This window comes from Klenkia taihuensis, assembly GCF_900112525.1.
GTDB classification, from domain to species: domain Bacteria; phylum Actinomycetota; class Actinomycetes; order Mycobacteriales; family Geodermatophilaceae; genus Klenkia; species Klenkia taihuensis.
In genome coordinates, this window is the sequence record NZ_FOMD01000001.1 from 1,192,659 (window position 1) to 1,210,985 (window position 18,327).

13 protein-coding genes are annotated in these 18,327 nt (G+C 71.5%); 9 read left to right on the forward strand and 4 right to left on the reverse strand.

The window, feature by feature from the left end:
- Positions 1-64: 64 nt before the first annotated feature.
- The 6 genes from BM158_RS05975 (at position 65) to BM158_RS06000 (ending at position 8,414) form a co-directional block, all read left to right on the forward strand.
- The gene (locus BM158_RS05975; protein WP_091556386.1) at positions 65-1,216 is read left to right on the forward strand and encodes an exonuclease SbcCD subunit D; all 1,152 of its coding nucleotides are present in this window, start codon (positions 65-67) and stop codon (positions 1,214-1,216) included.
- Complete coding sequence (locus tag BM158_RS05980; protein ID WP_091555469.1) at positions 1,213-4,161, forward strand: AAA family ATPase; 2,949 nt, start codon at positions 1,213-1,215, stop codon at positions 4,159-4,161. The genes BM158_RS05975 and BM158_RS05980 overlap by 4 nt, the downstream gene beginning before the upstream one ends.
- A 41-nt stretch (positions 4,162-4,202) precedes the next feature.
- The gene (locus tag BM158_RS05985; RefSeq protein ID WP_091555471.1) at positions 4,203-5,405 is read left to right on the forward strand and encodes a 5-(carboxyamino)imidazole ribonucleotide synthase; all 1,203 of its coding nucleotides are present in this window, start codon (positions 4,203-4,205) and stop codon (positions 5,403-5,405) included.
- A gap of 118 nt (positions 5,406-5,523) precedes the next feature.
- On the forward strand, positions 5,524-6,036 hold the full coding sequence (gene purE / locus BM158_RS05990; protein ID WP_322789654.1) for a 5-(carboxyamino)imidazole ribonucleotide mutase: 513 nt from the start codon (positions 5,524-5,526) through the stop codon (positions 6,034-6,036).
- Positions 6,037-6,083: 47 nt separating this feature from the next.
- Positions 6,084-7,247, forward strand: a complete 1,164-nt coding sequence (locus tag BM158_RS05995; protein ID WP_165628840.1) for a polysaccharide pyruvyl transferase family protein — start codon at positions 6,084-6,086, stop codon at positions 7,245-7,247.
- A 9-nt stretch (positions 7,248-7,256) separates the two neighbouring features.
- The gene (locus BM158_RS06000; protein ID WP_278247551.1) at positions 7,257-8,414 is read left to right on the forward strand and encodes an acyl-CoA dehydrogenase family protein; all 1,158 of its coding nucleotides are present in this window, start codon (positions 7,257-7,259) and stop codon (positions 8,412-8,414) included.
- A 36-nt stretch (positions 8,415-8,450) separates the two neighbouring features.
- Here BM158_RS06000 and BM158_RS06005 read toward each other — a convergent pair whose 3' ends face one another.
- Genes BM158_RS06005 through BM158_RS06020 form a run of 4 tightly spaced genes read right to left on the reverse strand, consistent with a single transcriptional unit; the run spans position 8,451 to position 12,103 of the window.
- Positions 8,451-9,122 (reverse strand): CoA transferase subunit B, encoded by a 672-nt coding sequence (locus BM158_RS06005; protein ID WP_091555476.1) that lies wholly within the window; start codon positions 9,120-9,122, stop codon positions 8,451-8,453.
- 2 nt (positions 9,123-9,124) lie between these two features.
- Entirely contained in the window at positions 9,125-9,895 is a 771-nt protein-coding gene (locus BM158_RS06010; protein WP_091555478.1) for a CoA transferase subunit A, read from the reverse strand.
- 34 nt (positions 9,896-9,929) lie between these two features.
- Entirely contained in the window at positions 9,930-10,724 is a 795-nt protein-coding gene (locus tag BM158_RS06015) for a TIGR03089 family protein (RefSeq protein WP_091555480.1), read from the reverse strand.
- Positions 10,724-12,103 (reverse strand): LCP family protein, encoded by a 1,380-nt coding sequence (locus BM158_RS06020; protein ID WP_229827619.1) that lies wholly within the window; start codon positions 12,101-12,103, stop codon positions 10,724-10,726. Before BM158_RS06020 ends, BM158_RS06015 begins: the two co-directional genes overlap by 1 nt.
- A gap of 725 nt (positions 12,104-12,828) precedes the next feature.
- Between BM158_RS06020 and BM158_RS21705 the strand changes: the two genes are divergently transcribed.
- From BM158_RS21705 to BM158_RS06035, 3 genes are all read left to right on the forward strand, one after another.
- Positions 12,829-13,116 carry a hypothetical protein gene (locus tag BM158_RS21705; protein WP_091555484.1) on the forward strand — a complete coding sequence of 96 codons (288 nt, stop codon included), beginning with the start codon at positions 12,829-12,831 and terminating at the stop codon, positions 13,114-13,116.
- Positions 13,113-15,824 (forward strand): LGFP repeat-containing protein, encoded by a 2,712-nt coding sequence (locus BM158_RS06030; protein ID WP_091555486.1) that lies wholly within the window; start codon positions 13,113-13,115, stop codon positions 15,822-15,824. The genes BM158_RS21705 and BM158_RS06030 overlap by 4 nt, the downstream gene beginning before the upstream one ends.
- Positions 15,825-16,017: 193 nt before the next feature.
- Entirely contained in the window at positions 16,018-18,201 is a 2,184-nt protein-coding gene (locus BM158_RS06035; protein ID WP_131801979.1) for a hypothetical protein, read from the forward strand.
- Positions 18,202-18,327 lie beyond the last annotated feature (126 nt).

An 18,327-nucleotide genomic window follows, 5' to 3' on the forward strand; every position in this document is an offset into this window, starting at 1 on the left:
CACCTCCGTCCCGCACGCCCCGCTCACCCCGGTTCTGTCGGAGGGTGCGCCTAGCGTCGTGGCCATGCGGTTGCTGCACACCTCCGACTGGCACGTGGGCCGGTCCCTGCACGGGACCGACCTGCTCGCCGAGCAGGAGGCCGTGCTCTCGGGGCTGGCCGACGTCGTGCGGGCCGAACGCGTCGACGTGGTGCTCGTGGCCGGCGACGTGTACGACCGCGCGGTGCCCTCGGCCGACGCGACCGGCGTGCTCGACCGGGTGCTCTCCCGGCTGCGGGCGGCCGGCGCCGCCGTCGTGCTCACCCCCGGCAACCACGACTCCGCCCGCCGGCTCGGCTTCGCGTCGGGCCTGCTCGCGGTCTCCGGGGTGCACGTCCGCGCCACGACGGCGTCGCTGGACGAGCCGGTGCTGCTGACCGACGCCCACGGCGAGGTCGCGGTGTACGGCCTGCCCTTCCTGGAGCCCGAGGTCGCCCGGCACGAGCTCGGCGGCGAGCTGGCCCGGTCCCACCAGGCCGTCCTGTCGGCGGCGATGGACAAGGTGCGGGCCGACCTGTACTTCCGGCCCGGGGTGCGCTCGGTGGTGCTCGCCCACGCCTTCGTCGGCGGGGGGCTGCCCAGCGAGAGCGAGCGGGACATCGCCGTCGGCGGGGTCGACCTGGTCAGCCCGTCGGTCTTCGACGGCGTCGACTACGTCGCCCTCGGGCACCTGCACCGGCCGCAGATGCTGAGCCCGCGGCTGCGCTACAGCGGCTCGCCGTTGCCCTACTCCTTCGGGGAGGCGGGCCAGCGCAAGCAGGTGTGGCTGGTCGACCTCGACGCCGGCGGCCTGGCCGAGGTCCGCGCGGTGCCGTTGCCCACCCCGCGGCGGCTGAGCGTGGTCACCGGTGAGCTGGCCGAGCTGCTCGCCGACCCGGCGCACGACGCCGTCGTCGACGACTTCGTGTCGGCGCGGCTCACCGACCCGGTCCGCCCGACCGACGCGATGCGCCGGCTGCGGTCCCGGTTCCCGCACTGCGTGCACCTGGAGTGGACCGGCGCCGCGCCCGCCGACGGGGCCCGCACCTACACCGACCGGGTGCGCGGTCGCGACGACCTGTCGGTGGCCACCGAGTTCGTGCAGCACGTCCGTGGCGGCACCGGCGTCACCGCAGCCGAGCGGGAGCTGCTGGGGCGTGCCCTGGTTGCCGCCGACCGTGAGGAAGCCGCCCGGTGAGGGTGCACACGCTCACGCTGAGCGCCTTCGGCCCGTTCGCCGGCACGGTGTCGGTCGACCTCGACGACGTGGGTCGGGACGGGCTGTTCCTGCTGTGGGGCCCGACCGGGGCGGGCAAGACGACCCTGCTGGACGCGGTCGTGTTCGCCCTCTACGGCACCGTGCCCGGCCCCCGCGGCCAGGAGAAGCGGCTGCGCAGCGACCACGCCGCCCCCGACGTGCGCACCGAGGTGCGCTGCGAGGTCACCCTCGGCGGGGAGCGGCTGAGCATCACCCGTCGCCCCGAGCAGGTGCGACCCAAGAAGCGCGGCACCGGGACGACCACCGAGCAGGCCCTGCTGCACGTGCAGCGGCTCACCGACGGCGGGTGGGAGCCGGTCAGCACCCGCATCGACGAGGGGTCCGAGCACCTGCGCACCCGGCTCGGCCTCACGGCCGAGCAGTTCTGCCAGGTCGTGCTGCTGCCGCAGGGCGACTTCGCCCGCTTCCTGCGGGCCGAGCCCGAGGACCGCAGTCGCCTGCTGCGCACGCTCTTCGACGTCGACAGGTTCGCCCGGGCCGAGGACTGGCTGGCCGAGGAGCGGCGGGTGGCCGAGCGGCGCCTCGACGCCGCCCGGGGCCAGCTCGGCGCGCTGCTCGCCCGGGTCGCGCAGGTGGCCGGCGAGACCGTGCCCGAGGAGCTCGCCGTCGACCCCGGGGACGTCGCGGTCGGCCGGTGGGTGCGCGGCGTCGCGGACACCGCTGCGGCGCGGGCTGCCGCGGCGCGCGGGATCGCCGAGCGGGCCGCCGGCGCCGTGGCCGCGGCCGCCGAGCAGCTGACCGCCGGGCGGTCGCTCGCCGAGCGGCACGACCGGCGGGACCGGGCGGTTGCCGAGCTGCACGGGCTCGCCGCCGCCGCGGTCGACGTCGATCGGCTGCGCGAGCGGGTGGACGCCGGCCGCCGGGCCGAGCCGGTACGCGACGCCCTGGAGACGGCGGGTCGGGCCGCCCGGACCGCCGAGCGTGCGGCCGCGTCCCTCGCCACCGCGTCAGCGGCCTGGGCGGCGGTCGCGGGCGGTCGCCCCGCCGACACCCGCACCGCCCGCGCGCTGCGCGCCGAGGCTGCGGTGGCCGTCGAGCTGCAGGTCGAGGAGGGCCGCGCCCGGGAGCTGCGGGCCCGCGCCGACGACGTCCGCCGCCGCGCGGATCAGGGCGAGCGCCGGGTCGTCGACCTGACCGCTGCTGCGGCCGCGCTACCGGGCCGACTGGCCGGGGCCGAGGGGCGGGTGGCCCGGGCGGCCGAGGCCGCCGCCCGGTTGCCCGGTGCGGCCGCCGAGCGCGACCAGTGGGGCGACCGGGAGGCCGCGGCGGAGGTGGCGGCCGAGCTGTCGGCTCTGGTGGCCGAGGTGGGGGTCCAGGTCCTGCAGCGGCGGGAGGTGCTCGTGACCGCGCGGGAGCGGGCCGTCGACCTGCGCACCGCACGGCTCGACGGCATGGCCGCCGAGCTCGCCGCGGGTCTCGTCGACGGCGCCGACTGCCCGGTCTGCGGGTCGGTGGAGCACCCCCACCCTGCGCTCCCCGGCGGCCGAGTGGTCACCGTCGAGGCCGAGGAGTCCGCCCGGGCCGATGCGGACCGTGCGGAGGCGGGGTTGGCGACCGTCCTCGCCGAGCAGGCCGACCTGTCCTCCCGGCTGGCTGCGGCCCAGGCCAGGGCCGGCGACGAGCCGCTCGCCGAGCTGCGTGATCGCCACGCCGCAGCCCGGGCGGACCACGACCGCACGGCGGGTACCGCCGCCGACGAACCGGCGGCCCGGGCCGAGCTCGCCCAGGTCCAGGCCGAGGCGGTGGAGCTGGCAGAGGAGACGACCCGGGCCAGGTCGGCGCTGTCCGCCGCCCACGCCGAGCTCGAGGCGCTCGAGCTCGCCCGGCGGGAGGTGGAGTCCAGGCTCGTCCGGGCGGTCGGGGAGGACGCCGACCTGGCCACGCGCGCGCGGCGTCTGGTCCGCGAGGCCGAGCTGTGCGAGGCATGCCTCGACGCGGAGACCGTCGAGCTGCGGGCCCGCGCCGAGCTCGTGACGGCCACCGCCCGGGCCGGGGAGCGGGCTGCCGGGGCCGGCTTCGACGACGTCGGGGCGGCCGCGGGCGCGTTGCTGGAGCGGGATGAACTGGCCCGGGCCGCCGAGCGGGTCGAGCAGCACGACCGGGCGGTGGCCGTGACCCGCGCCGTGCTGGCGGAGGCCGACCTCGCCGACCTCGCCGACCGCCCCGACCTGGTGGCGCTGGAGGCCGCGGCCCGGTCCGCCGCCGGCACCCGGGAGACGGCGGTCGCGGCGGCGACCGCTGCTGACCGGTGCGTGCACGAGCTGGATCTGCTGGGCGGTGAGCTGACCTCGGCACGGGTCGAGCTCGACGAGCGGCGGGCCGCCGCCGACCACGTGGGTTCCCTGGCCGACCTGGTCAACGGCCGCGGAGCCAACACCCTCCGGATGCGGCTGCAGTCCTTCGTCCTCGCGGCCCGGCTGGAGCAGGTGGCCGAGGTGGCCAGCACGCGCCTGCAGGACATGTCCGGGGGGCGGTACACCTTCCGGCACACCGACGCCGCCGGCCGGCACGGCGCCCGCGGTGGTCTGGGGTTGGACGTGCTCGACGAGCACACCGGTCAGCAGCGGCCGACCAAGACCCTCTCGGGCGGGGAGAGCTTCATGGCCTCCCTCGCCCTGGCGCTCGGCCTGGCCGACGTGGTCACCGCCGAGTCCGGCGGGGTGCAGATCGACACGCTGTTCGTCGACGAGGGCTTCGGCTCCCTCGACGCGCTTGCCCTCGACGCCGTGATGGGGGTCCTCGACGACCTGCGCCGCGGCGGACGCACGGTCGGGGTGGTGAGCCATGTGGAGGAGCTGCGTACCCGCATCCCCAGCCGCATCGAGATCCGCACCGGTAGGGACGGGTCTCGGCTGGCCGGTTGAGGCCCGGAGGTGCCGAACCCAGCCGGTAGATTCACTCCACCATGGCCGCACCTCTTGATGCCCGAACCGGTACACCTGTCGTCGCGATGGTTGGGGGAGGCCAGCTGTCCAGGATGACCCACCAGGCGGCCATCGCCCTCGGCCAGACGCTCAGGGTCCTCGCGGTCGACCCAGCCGAGTCCGCCGCGCTGGTGGCCGGGGATGTTCGGATCGGTGAGCACACCGACCTCGCTGCGCTCACCGCCTTCGCTACGGGCGCCACCGTCGTCACCTTCGACCACGAACACGTGCCCACCGAGCACCTCGAGGTACTCCTAGCGGCTGGGCACCGGGTGGCGCCCGGTCCTAGTGCGCTCGTCCACGCCCAGGACAAGCTCGTGCTGCGACGTGCATTGGCCGAAGCCGGCGAGCCGCAGCCGGCCTGGGCAGAGGTCAACAGCCCTGCCGACGTCGCCGCCTTCGCCGATGAGCGCGGGTGGCCGGTAATTCTCAAGACACCGCGGGGCGGGTACGACGGCAAAGGCGTATTCGTCGTGCCGGACGAGGCGACCGCCGCCGACCTGCTCGACCGGAACGGGACATTGCTGGCCGAGCAGCGGGTGAGCATGGTGCGCGAGCTGGCCGCGCAGGTGGCCCGCTCGCCGTTCGGTCAGGTCGCGGTGTACCCGGTGGTGGAGACCGTGCAGCGGGACGGCGTCTGCAACGAGGCGCTGGCTCCAGCGCCCGGGCTGTCCGAGGAGCGGGCCACCGCGGCTCAGGAGCTCGCGGTCCGGATCGCGGACCGGCTCGGTGTGGTCGGGATGCTGGCGGTCGAACTGTTCGAGACCGCCGATGGCATCCTGGTCAACGAACTTGCCATGCGTCCGCACAACTCCGGCCACTGGACCATCGACGGCGCGGTGACCAGTCAGTTCGAGCAGCATCTGCGCGCGGTGCTGGACTACCCGCTGGGTTCGACGGCGATGACCGCCCCGGTCGTGGTCATGGCGAACGTGCTGGGCGGGGACGCCGCAGCCGAGGACTGGGCCGGGCCTGACCTGGACGAGCGCATCCATCACTTCATGGCGCACTGGCCAGACGTCAAGCTGCACTGGTACGGCAAGGGCGAACGCCGTGGCCGCAAGCTTGGTCACGTGACGGCTCGGGGGGAACATCTGGACGAAGTACGCCTGCGTGCGAGGGCGGCCGCCCGGTACTTGGCTGACGGAGTGATCGACCCGGCCTTCGCGTTCGCGCCCGAGTGACCATGAGCGCATCGGGGGTCACGGCAGGCAGGGTGCACGCCCTCTGCGAGGATGCCGGTGGGGCGCACCGAGTCGGATAACACCGCAAACCTGTGCGTGGCCCAGGAGGAGGTTGAGCGTGGGCGCCCCGATCGTCGGTGTGGTGATGGGTAGCGATTCGGACTGGCCGCTGATGAGCGGCGCAGCCAAGGCCCTTGATGAGTTCGACGTCCCCTGGGAAGCGCACGTGCTATCAGCGCATCGGACGCCCCGACGGATGATGGAGTACGGATCCCAGGCTCGACGTCGTGGTCTCAGGGTGCTGATCGCCGGGGCTGGCGGGGCCGCCCACCTGCCGGGAATGCTGGCAGCGGTCACCGTACTGCCGGTGATCGGGGTCCCCCGACCGTTGCCCGATCTTCAAGGCATCGACAGTCTCCTGTCCATCGTGCAGATGCCGGCAGGTGTCCCCGTGGCGACCGTCGGCATTGGTGGTGCCCGCAACGCGGGTCTGCTCGCAGTCCGCATGCTGGCCACCTCCGACGACGCTCTGTCCGAGGTGCTCGCACAGTGGCAGGCCCGGCAGGAGGAGGACGTCATCGCTCGCGACGCTTCGTTGGACCGGTCGACCCGGGTCGGTGGCGAGCGGTGATCCGGTCTCCGTTTCGATCGGGTCGGCCGACGGCCCAATCCGTCACCGTGGACGGCGGGGTGCCTGACCAGGGGGTGCAGCGGCGCCCGCTGCGCTATCTCGTAGGTGTACCCGGGGCGCCGAACTACGGCGACGAGGTACTGGTGCGGGGCTGGCTCCGCTGGCTGGCCTCGAACAACCCCGACGACGACGTCGTGGTGGACACTCCCCACCCAGGTGGCGCACAAGCCCTGCTCGGTGAGGAGCACCCGCGGGTCAAGTTCGTCGATACCTTGTGGCGACTGTGCTGGGAGGCGCCGAACGAAGACCCGTGGGATGCGGCCCGCTTCGTCACCTCTGCACTCCGTGACCACGGACAGGCGCCTAACTGGATACCGGGTCTGCGGTGGGTGGACCGAGCCGACTCGATTCACCTGGTGGGTGGCGGGTTTCTGAACGACATCTGGCCGAGGCGGCTGGGCATGTTGGCGGCCTTGGCGGAGATGAACCGGCGAGGCACACCGACCGCAGTGACGGGTGCAGGTTTTGCGCCGGTCAGCGCCCGTACCGCCGACCTCCTGCGCGCGCTGGTCGGCGAGCTGCCCGTTGTCGACGTCCGGGACGAAGCAAGTGCCGAGCTGATCAGGCGCCCAGGCGCGCGGAGCGGTGACGACCTCTGGGTGACCGATCTCGACAGCCTTCTCGACCGCGAACGCGCCGCTGAGTTCGACGGCGTGCTGTGCATCCAGGACGACATCGCAGAGGTGGCCGCCGACGACCTCGCCCGGCGGGCCCTCCGGGAGATCCACGAATGGCAGGTCGACCCCGCCCGCATCGCCGTCGTCGAGTGCGTCCCCCGGGCCGACCGGGTGGTCTTCGACCGGCTGTGGGCCGTCGTCCCACAGATGCAATTCCTCGGCTGGACGGAGCTGCTGGACAGGGGTGTCCCAGCCGGTCCGGGTCAGCGGTGGTTGTCGACCCGTTTCCACCCGCACCTCGTCGCGGCGTGGGCAGGGGCTCGCGGAACGGCGCTCGACGTCCGACCCGATTACTACGGGCCCAAGCACCTGTCGTTGACCGCGGCTGGCAGTACCTGGGCCGTGGAGAGGGACGGTGTCGTCGTGGAACCGGGGTCGGCGGACCCCGACGCGTTCCGTCTGCACGGCGTCGAGGTGCACCGCCGCAAGGTTGAGATCGCGCGTGGGGTCTACGGTCCTGGTCCGGGAGCTTAGGGTGTACCCGTGGGTAACAAATCTGCCGGTATGTACGCGCTGACCGAGGAGCACGACGCGATCCGGGAGGCGGTCCGCGAGATCGCCGAGCGCGAGATCGCCCCCTGGGCCGCCGAGTGCGACGCGCAGTCGCGCTACCCGATCGAGGCGCAGAAGGCGCTGACGGCTGCCGGGTTCCACGCGACCCACATCGAGGAGCAGTACGGTGGCGAGGGCGCCGACGCCGTCGCCACCTGCATCGTCATCGAGGAGGTCGCGCGGGTCGACGTCTCGGCCTCGCTGATCCCGGCGGTGAACAAGCTCGGGTCGGTGCCGGTCATCCTGTCGGCGTCCGAGGAGCTCAAGCAGAAGGTGCTGCCCTCGATCGCCGCCGGCGACGCGATGATCAGCTACGGCCTGTCCGAGCGCGAGGCCGGCTCCGACGCTGCCGCGATGAAGACCCGCGCCCGCCTGCACGGCGACTCCTGGGTGCTCAACGGCGCGAAGGCCTGGATCACCAACGCCGGGATCAGCGAGTGGTACACGGTCATGGCCGTCACCGACCCGGACAAGGGCGCCAACGGCATCTCCGCGTTCGTCGTGCACCGCGACGACCCCGGCTTCGAGGTCGGCGCCAAGGAGCGCAAGATGGGCATCAAGGGCTCACCCACCTGCGAGCTGCACTTCACCGACTGCACCATCCCGGCCGACCGGATCGTCGGCGAGCCCGGCACCGGCTTCAAGACCGCGCTGCGCACGCTGGACTTCACCCGCCCCACCATCGGCGCGCAGGCCGTCGGCGTCGCGCAGGGCGCCCTGGACGCAGCGATCGCCTACACCAAGGACCGCAAGCAGTTCGGCAAGGCCACCTCGGACTTCCAGGGCGTGCAATTCATGCTTGCCGACATGGCCATGAAGATCGAGGCTGCCCGGCACCTGGTCTACGTCGCCGCCGCCCGCGGGGAGACCGGCGGCCCGGACCTGACGATGATCTCCGCGTCGTCGAAGGCGTTCGCCTCCGACGTCGCGATGCAGGTGACCACCGACGCCGTGCAGCTGTTCGGCGGGGCCGGGTACACCCAGGACTTCCCGGTCGAGCGGATGATGCGCGACGCCAAGATCACCCAGATCTACGAGGGCACCAACCAGATCCAGCGGATGGTCATCGCCCGCAACCTGCTGCGCTGAGCCGGTGAGGGCCGCGACCGGCGGCCCCCACCGCGATCAGGCGGTCACCGGAAAGCGCATCTCGTGGACGTCGTCGGCGACGGTGAGGGGTGCGCCGGTGGCGGCGGCGACGTCGTCGGTGGTGACTCCGGGGGCGGTCTCGCGGAGGACGAAGCCGGTGCCGGGGACGACGTCGACGACGGCGAGGTCGGTGACGATGCGGTCGACGCAGGCCTTGCCGGTCAGGGGCAGGGTGCACTCGGCGACGAGCTTGTGCGATCCGTCGCGGGCGGTGTGCTCCATCATGAGCACGACCCGGCGGGCGCCGTGGACGAGGTCCATGGCCCCGCCCATGCCGTTGACCATCTTGCCGGGGATGAGCCAGTTGGCCAGGTCGCCGCGGGGGTTGACCTGCATGGCGCCCAGGACGGCGACGTCGATGTGGTGGCCGCGGATCATCCCGAACGACAGCGAGGAGTCGAAGAAGGACGCCCCGGGCTGCAGGGTGACGGTCTCCTTCCCGGCGTTGATCAGGTCCGGGTCCTCCTCGCCCTCGAAGGGGTAGGGACCGACGCCGAGGATGCCGTTCTCCGACTGCAGCACCACGTGCACGCCGTCGGGGATGAAGTTGGGCACCAGGGTGGGCATGCCGATGCCCAGGTTGACGTAGGAGCCGTCCTCCAGGTCGGCGGCGACGCGGGCGGCGAGCTGGTTGCGGGTGAGCGCCATCGTCAGGCCTCCTCGGTCTGTGCGGGGCGGGGGCGGGTGGTGCGCTTCTCGATCTCCTTGCCCTCGGTGCCGACCTCGACCACCCGCTGCACGAAGACCCCGGGCAGGTGCACGGCCTCGGGCAGGATCTCACCGGGCTCGACCAGCTCCTCGACCTCGGCGATGGTGATGCGCCCGGCCATGCCGGCCAGGGGGTTGAAGTTGCGGGCGGACTCGTGGAAGACGAGGTTGCCGTGCCGGTCGCCCTTCGCGGCGCGGACGAGGCCGAAGTCGGCGGTCAGCGCGGTCTCCAGCACGTACTGGCGGCCGTCGAACTCGCGGATCTCCTTGGGCGGGGAGGTGACGGTGACGTTGCCGTCGGCGTCGTAGCGGACCGGGATGCCGCCGTCGGCGACCATCGTCCCGACGCCGGTCGGGGTGTAGAAGGCCGGGATGCCGCAGCCCCCGGCGCGCAGCCGCTCGGCCAGCGTGCCCTGCGGGGTGAGCTCGACCTCCAGCTGCCCGGACAGGTACAGCCGCGCCAGCTCCTTGTTGCCCCCGACGAAGGAGGAGATGGTGCGGGTGATCCGACCGGCGTAGAGCAGGACCCCCAGCGCGGCGTCGTCCACGCCGCAGTTGTTGCTGATCGTGGTCAGCCGGTCCGCGCCCTGCGCCAGCAACGCGTCGATCAGCTTGATCGGCACCCCGCACAACCCGAACCCGCCCACGGCCAGCGACGAGCCGGAGCCGATGTCGGCCACCGCCTCGGCAGCACTGGCGACGACCTTGTCCATGCAGCGACCACCATCCGTCGGATCGCTGGGCGGATCAGCTCGTCGCGGGGCGGCCCAGCTCGCGGATCCCGTCGAGCCCGACGCCGAGGGTAGCGGTGACCCCTTCGGCGTCGGCCCGCCGCTTCAACTGGTCGGAAGCGGGGTGCCGGCACACGACCAGCGACGCGCCGACGGCGAGCGGGGCGAGCAACCAGACGACCGGGCCGGCCTCGGCGGCGCTGTCCTCGGTGATGAGCACCCGGTCCCCGTCCCGGACGCCCAACCGGTCGGCCAGCTGCTCGGCGGCCGCGACCAGGCCGGTGAGGGTCAGCTCGAGTCCGGCCACCCGCAGTCCCAGGGCGTCCGGCTCGACCGGCGCGTACGGGGCGAAGTGGTCACCGTGCACGCGGACCTCGAGGGCGAAGTCCCGGGCCGACCCGGCGTAGCCGGTCATGCCCAGGCCGAGGGGGTGCAGGGACAGCCCCAGCAGGTCGTCGACGCCCTGCTCCTCGATCGCGGGCACCCGGTCCTGCGCGGCGAGCACGACGTCGACGTCGTCCAGGCCGCCGTCGTCCTCCGCCGCGGTGTCGACCACCGTCGCGCCGCACGACCACACGGCCAGCAGGACGGCGGCGGTCTGCCAGTGCACGGGGAGGGCGACCGCCACCCTGCTGCCCGGGCCGACGTCGAACTCGTCCTGCAGCAGGTTCGCGGTCTTGGCCACCCAGTTGGCCAGGGTGGTGCCCGAGAGCTCCACCCGCTCGCCGGTGGCGTCGTCGTACTGGGTGACCAGGGGAGCGGCGGCGTCCCGACGGAGGGCGCGACCGAGCAGGTCGGCGGGGGTGGTCATCAGTTGATGCAGCTGGTGTCGTCGGCGGTGCGCGGGTCCTCGCCCGAGGCCGCCGTGGTGGAGGCGGGCGCCTCGACCGCCTGGCCGACGCCCGCGAAGTCGGAGCCGAGGACGAGCTGCACGGTGCCGGGGGCGGCGTCGTCGCTCTGCGCGGTGCTGGCACCCGGAATGGCCGCGGCCAGCGTGTTGGCCAGTGCGGCGTCCCCCTCGGCGTAGCGGATCTCGGTGAGGGTGTAGGCATCGCTGTCGGCGTTGCCGGTGCTGCTGACGGCGAAGCCGGCCGCCGTCAGCTGCTCGGCCGCGCTCGCCGCGAGCCCCGACGTGCCCGAGCCGTTGTACACGTCGACCGTGACGTCCGCGGGGGCCACGGTGTCCGGGGCCTCGGCGGTGGACGGGGCAGGCGCCTGCGGGTCGGCGGAGAGGTCGGCGAAGAAGGCGTGCAGGGTGTCCTCGTCCTGCAGCTGCAGGATGTAGCGGCCCTGCGGGTCCTCGGCGTCGCCGACGTAGGGGATGGTCTGGAAGTCGATCGCGCCGGCCGTGATCGACTGCATCTGCGCAGCCAGGTCGAAGAGGTTCAGCCCCTGGTCGACGGTGAGCGCCCCGCCGGCTGCGTCGGCCAGCTCGCGCTGCTTGCCAAGGTCGAACAGGACGTTCTCGCTGAGGATGTTGCGCAGCACGCCGGCGATGTAGACCTGCTGGCGGATGATCCGGTCGAAGTCGCCGCGAGGGAGCCCGTGCCGCTGGCGGACGAACTTCAGCGCGTCGGCGCCGCTGATGGTCTGCACCCCGGCCGGGAACACCGCGCCGGAGTAGTAGGAGTCGTCGACGGCCTGGCAGAGGTTGACCTCGACGCCGCCGACGATGCTGCTGAGCTGGAAGAAACCCAGCAGGTCGACCTCGGCGTAGTGGTCGATCTGCAGGCCGGTGAGCTGGCTGATGGTCTGCACCAGCAACTGAGCGCCGGCGCTCTGGCGCTCCGCGTCGGTGGCGTCGGCGGGGGCGTCGCGCTCGCCGTACGCGTAGGCGGAGTTCAGCTTGTCCTGCCCGTGGCCGGGGATGTCCACGTAGCTGTCGCGCGGGAAGGAGACGAAGGAGGCCTTGGACCCGTCGGCCGGGATGTGCACCAGGATCATCGTGTCGGTGTTGGTGCCGGAGTCCTCGCCGGCGTTGAGCTCGGCGAGCTGCTCCTCGCTCAGGCTGACCCGGCTGTCGTTGCCCACCAGGAGCAGGTTCATCGCCTCGCCGCTGCCCGAGGTGTCGGCGTTGCCGTCGGCCGGGATGGCGTCGGTGCGGTTCACCGCGGCCTCGGCGACCTTGCCGAGGTACCAGCCCCACCCGCTGCTGCACACGAGCACGACGGACAGGACAGCCGCGATCAATCTGGCCAGCGCAACGGGACGCCGCGTTCGGTGGGCGTGCGGAGTTGCGTCAGGTCCAGGTGGTGCCCCGTTCGACCGGCGGGTATGCCTGCCTCGCCCCGCGCGGGGGTCCAACCGCGCGGGCAACTGCCGGGACGCGGGGTCATGCGGGTTCTCGTCCATCATCGACTTCCTCGCGTCCGGCGGGCAGGGACGTTCCGGTAGGGAGCCTGCGACCTGGCTCGGCGGTAGCGAACCGCGATAGTACGGCGCCGCAGCTGGGTGAATGTGGATCTAACGACGGCACGGCAACCCGCCCCTAGGGCGTGTCGGTGACGTAATCCCCCACCTTTGAACACGTACAGTTGCGAAGCCCTCGCGCTGTGTCGCTCCTCAGCGTCGCCGTCGCGAGCACCACGCGTCGAGCTGGCGCCTCGGTCCACGGAGGGACGCAGATGTTGACGTCGACTACTCGAAGGAGACGGCGTAGAGCCGCGCTCGTCGCCGGAGGCGCGCTCGTGCTCGTCAGTGGGGCGGCTGGGGTCGGCTACCTCGTCGGTGGACCAGACGTCTCGACCTCCTTCAGCGAAGACGGGTCCGGTGCCGCTGCGATGTCCACCGGAGCGCAGGACGGGTACCCGTCAGGGTCCGGTACGGGGTCAGGGTCGGCTGCAACCACCTCGGCACCAACGGGGACGAGCGCCGAGTCCTCGACCCCCCTGAGCGCGGACAGGGTCGACCGCCGTGTGTCCTACACCTACGCCTCGTACGACGTATCCGGTGCCCAGGTGGAGGCCGGAGCGTTCATCCCAGAGGTCATAGAGACGGGCGGGACCTGCACCTTGGTGCTCAACCTTGGAGAGGTGTCCGCCCAGGCGCGTTCTGCCGCCGTCCCTGATGCGAGTTCCACTTCGTGCGGAGCGTTGAGCATCCCGGCGGCGGATCTCGGGACTGGGGCCTGGGACGGGTTCATCTCGTACGAGTCCGCAACGTCCAACGGCCGTTCCGACGACTTCGTGGTGGTGATCCCGTGACCGGCCACCGGGCTCAGCGCTGGACCACCTGGGCGTTGGGTTTCGTGCTCCTGGGCGGCCTTGCGTTCGGGGCATTCTCTGCCGGGCGCTGGACCGAGTCGGCGGATCTCAGCAGGTTCAACCCGGGCAACATCATCTCCGATGGTGTCTTCTACGACACCTCGACCATGAGTGCGTCCGACATCCAGGCGTTCCTGGCCGCGCGGGGATCGTCCTGCGCGGCGTCCAATTCCCTGTGCATGGACAACTACCGCATGGACACCTACACCCGTCCGGCGGACACTCGATGCCCGTTGCCGTATGCGGGCGCCACGCAAGAGACCGCTGCCAGCATCATCGCCAAGGTGGCGCGGGCGTGTGGGGTCAACCCACAAGTCCTGCTCGTGACTCTGCAGAAGGAGCAGGGGCTCGTCACCGCCTCGAACCCGACTACCGGCCAGTATGCGAAGGCCGTCGGTTTCGGTTGCCCCGACACGGCCGCGTGCGACACCACCTACAACGGGTTGTTCAACCAGCTCTACTCGGCTGCACGCCAGTTCAAGAACTACCAGGCAACGCCCAGCCGCTACGGCTACGTGGCCGGCCGGACCAATTTCGTCCAGTACAACCCGAATGCTGCCTGCGGTGGACAGTCGGTCTACATCGAGAACCAGGCCACTGCGGGCCTCTACAACTACACGCCGTACACCCCCAACGGTCCTGCACTGGCTGCTGGGTACGGGCGGGGAGACGGCTGCTCGGCCTACGGCAACCGCAACTTCTTCAACTACTTCACGGACTGGTTCGGGTCCACGCAGTCCAGCGGGGGGTCCGCGGTGGCGCAGAAGTACCTGGACTTCGGTGGCGCATCCAGCTACCTGGGTCTGGCTACAGGTGACGTCGACTGCCGCGCGGCCAACGGCGGTTGCTACCAACGGTACGCGGGCGGAGCGATCTACTGGTCTCCCGCATCAGGAGCGCGGGTCGTGCGCGGCGCGATCCTGCAGGCGTGGGGGGGGCTGGGCTACGAGTACAGCCTGCTCGGATACCCGGTGGGGGACGAAGCGGCCATCCCGGGTGGTTACTTCTCCTCTTTCCAGGGCGGCGCGATCTACTGGTCGCCGTCCACCGGAGCCCACTTCGTGCGGGGCGGCATCTACGCCGCGTGGGCCGCTCGCGGCTACGAAGCCGGCGCGCTCGGTTGGCCGACCGGCGACGAGACGCCGGTCCCAGGTGGCTACTTCTCCGCCTTCCAGAACGGCAGCATCTACTGGTCGCCCGCCACCGGTGCGAACGCCATCGGCGGCGACATCTACACCGCATGGGGTCGACTGGGGTACGAATCGGGAGCTCTGGGATTCCCGACCAGTTCTGTGACGCCGTTGGGCGCCGGGGCCTTCAGCATGTTCCAGGGCGGCGCCATCTACTGGTCGCCGACGGGTGGCGCCCACGCACTCCGTGGCAGCACGTATTCGGCGTGGGCCAGGCAGGGTTACGAGACTGGAGGGCTCGGCTGGCCGACGTCCGGGCTGCAGGCCGTCGGCGGTGGGACCAGGCAGGACTTCACCGGGGGGTCCATCTGGGCCTCCACTGCCGGCGGTGCGCACGCGGTGCGAGGCGGAACCCTCGCCACCTGGCAGGCTGCCGGTGGTCCAGCAGGAGTACTCGGTTTCCCCGTCTCCGACGTCGGCACCCTCCGGGCGGGCTCATTCCAGATGTTCACCGGCGGTGCGGTCTACACGTCCCCGTCGACGGGATCGAGAATCCTGCGGGGTGAGATCTACGGGGCCTGGGCCCGGCAGGGGTACGAAGGTGGCCCGCTGGGCTACCCGGTCACCGATGTACAAGACCTTCCCGGTGGGCAGCGCTCGGACTTCACCGGCGGAAGCATCCTCTGGTCGTCCGCGACCGGTGCCCACCGAATGGGGCCGGTCATGACGGCCGCCTACGACGCCCGGGGCGGCAGCGCTGGCCTGGGCTTCCCGACGACCGATGAGTTCACGACGGCGACCGGCGGTCGGGTGGTGCACCTGACGAACGGCAACTTGTACTGGTCTGCCGCCACGGGGGCGGTCAACGTGCCCTCTCGGGCCTTCGCGGCCTACGCCGCACTGGAGTACGAGAACGGCGTCTTGGGCTACCCGACCGCGGATGCGGTCGCCCTGCCGCAGGGGCTCGGCCAAGTCGTGGCCTTCCAGGGAGGATCGGTCGTGGTCCCGGCCGCTGGACCCGCCTACGCGGTGCCCAAGGCCGTTGACGCAGCATGGCAGCGGTCCGGAGGTGCGTCCGGCCCGTTCGGGCTGCCGGCGGCGAACTCGTTCGAGACGACGTCCGGTGGCGGGGGGATCGTCCAGTACTTCCAGGGTGGGACCATCTACGCCGGCGCGGCCACGGGCGGTTACGGCGTGCGGGGCGAGACCCTCGCCGCCTGGGGTCGGACAGGGTACGAGTACGGACCGCTCGGGATGCCCACCGGTGACGAGGTTGCACTTGCGGGCGGCACCTACGCGCCGTTCCAGGGGGGAGCGGTGTACTGGAGCCCTGGGGGTGGGGCACACGCCATCCGCGGAGCCATCTACAGTGCATGGGCGTCGAACGGTTACGAGGCGGGCCGGCTCGGATTCCCGACGTCAGACCAGTACGCGGTGTCCGGTGGCGTACGCATGGACTTCCAGGGCGGAACCATCACCCTTGCGTCCAACGGTCAGACGACGGTGACCGTGCGGTGAGACACCCGGACCGGTTCGCCGCTGAGTCGTAGGGCCGTCAGCCGGGCGGTTGCTCAGAGCGGGCCGCGGCGAGGAACGGGGATGTGCACAGATGAGGTCCGAGAGCGACCTGGACACGTCTACCGGTGGGGGAGACGCGAGGACGCAGCCCGACCGCGGTCCCCGGTGGGTGACCTGGGCGCGCCGTGCCGGCGTGGTCGTGCTGTTCCTCGTCGTACCGTTCGCGGTCGGCCGCCAGGCCATGCACGGAGTGCCGGTCTACCAACTCGACGGCGCGTTCCAAACCGCCAGCGGCCTCTTCCGATTGGCCGACGGGGAATTGCCGGGCCGGGACTTCTTCCCGTACCTGGGCATCGGGCCGGTCTTCCTGCTGTTCCCGCTCTTCCTCGCCGCGGGTGCGGATCTGACCGCTTCGGTCTTCTCGTCTTACGCGGTCACTCAACTGGTGTTCCAGACGGTCGTCGGGGTACTCGCCATGTTGTTCTTCCCCCGGCGTTCGGGTCGGGCGTTCCTGGTGGGTGCGGGGATCGCAGCCGTCGTGGCGGCGCTGGGCATGTTCCGCCCCGAGGTCTACACCTGGTTCGACGGGCTGATCGGCATTGCGGCGATCCCGGGGAACAGCCTGCGACCCATCCGAGCAGCTGCGCCCTACCTGCTGACAATGGTGGCGTTCCTGCTGCTGCGGGGTGGGTGGACGATCCGCAGAGCAGCTGTGCTGGGCGGGGCCGCGGGCCTGGTTATGGCCGTGTGGTCGAACGACTACGGCCTGGCATCGGGTGGGTTGATCCTCGTCCTCACCTCCATCCTGGTCCTGGTCCGCGGGTGGACGCCTCGGTGGCAAGGGTTGGTCGCGCTGTGGGCCGGGGCGGCGGGTGGCTTCATCGGCGCCGGGTTCCTGGCCACGGCAGGGGGATTTGTCCCGCTGCTGCGGTACAACCTGGTCGACGTCCGGGGTGATCAGTTCTGGTACTTCGGACCGTGGTCGCCGGCCGACCGCATCTACTCCATCGGTGACCTCTATCGGTCGATGGCGAACGAGGGCGCGCTGCCGGCCCTGCTGGTCCTGGTGGTGGTGCTCGTGCTCGCCGTGCTGCGGCCCACGGTGGAACGGGCGCTGGTCCTGTTCCTCGGCGGGGCAGTACTGGCCGGCGGTGTGGCGGCGACCATCGGGGGCCACACGGGGGGCTACTACTGGTCCTTCGTGCTGTGGGGCTGGCTCGTCGGTGCCCTCCTCGTGGCGAGGCTGGCCATCTGGGGTGTCCGCAGGCTGGATCGGCAGGTGGCCCCCCCACGTGCAGCGCGGCGGGCGGTGGCGGCCGTGGCGGTCGCCACCCTCGCGGCGTCCGGTGCAGCGGCGGTGTACGAGGCGCGTGCCACAGGCGGTGACCTGGCCCGTGCAGGTGGGGTGTACATACCCGAGCTGGGGGGTCTTGTACCTCCCGACTTTCTCGACCAGGTCGAGGAAGTCGACGGGGTCGACGACGTCGTCGAGGAGTACTCCGGGCTTGCGGGTGCATTGAATGGGCCGACAGAGGCCCTGAGCGTTGACTCGGTCATCGCCGCGCTGGGGGACGAGCGCACGGCCTTCGCAGATTTCATGCAGAGGCCACACGAGCTTGTTGTGACCGCCTCGCCATCCATCATTTGGACCACGTGGGGGATAGGCGCAAATTGGTGGTTCTACCGCGAACTCTTCCGGGCTTATGCACCGGAGACGTCCTCACCGTTGACGGTGAACTGGCGACCGGCAACCCCGCGGGCATGGCCGGGTGTCCCCTGTGAGGTGGACGGGGGGGCGATACGGCTGAGCACTCCGGAGCTTGGCATGTACGAGGTTGACCTGCGGTATGAGGGGCCCGGTCGAGGGTCGAGGTCATTCACGATGGTCGAGAACAACCTGTCGGTGGCTTCTTCGGCTCAGGGGTTCCAGGCACTGGACCCAGGCGCAGACCGCCAGCGCTTCCCGGTCATCGTCCGGGACACAGGTGCCGGAAACCGGACCCTGGCCCTGAAAGACGTCAGCAACACGACCAACCCGGTGACGCGGTTGGTCTCTTGCACAGCGTCTCGCGTCCTGTTCCCAACCGAGTCAGACGCCCGCGCCGTGTACGGCTCGTTCTTCTCTGGTCCAGTCGACCTGACTGACGCGAACTGGGACAGGGGCATCAGCAGGCTTGCCGCTGGCTTCTTCGTCTACTACACCCCGATGAACTGGGAGGACCTGTCGACTGCCAGGAGTGTCCGGTTCGCTGATGGTCAAGTCCGACGGATAGTTGACGTCCAACAAGCTGGTGACTACATCAACGTGGCGCTGTCGGGTGCACCTCTGGACCCTGCCACCACCGGTGCGCCAAATCAGATCAGCTACCTCCCGTAGACGGACCCCTGTGGTGCATGGGACGACCGCGATTCCTGGGACGTCCCGGTGGTCCGGGACACGTCCCGACCCGCCAGCAGGGGCTCTTCGGCAACCGCCTCGCACGTACTCTCGATCGCGGCCCGG

Coding starts and splice junctions, on each gene's coding strand:
- BM158_RS05975 (WP_091556386.1), top strand. CDS start 65: ATGCGGTTGCTGCACACCTCCGACTGGCACGTGGGCCGGTCCCTGCAC.
- BM158_RS06005 (WP_091555476.1), bottom strand. CDS start 9,122: ATGGCGCTCACCCGCAACCAGCTCGCCGCCCGCGTCGCCGCCGACCTG.
- BM158_RS06010 (WP_091555478.1), bottom strand. CDS start 9,895: ATGGACAAGGTCGTCGCCAGTGCTGCCGAGGCGGTGGCCGACATCGGC.
- BM158_RS06015 (WP_091555480.1), bottom strand. CDS start 10,724: ATGACCACCCCCGCCGACCTGCTCGGTCGCGCCCTCCGTCGGGACGCC.
- BM158_RS05985 (WP_091555471.1), top strand. CDS start 4,203: ATGGCCGCACCTCTTGATGCCCGAACCGGTACACCTGTCGTCGCGATG.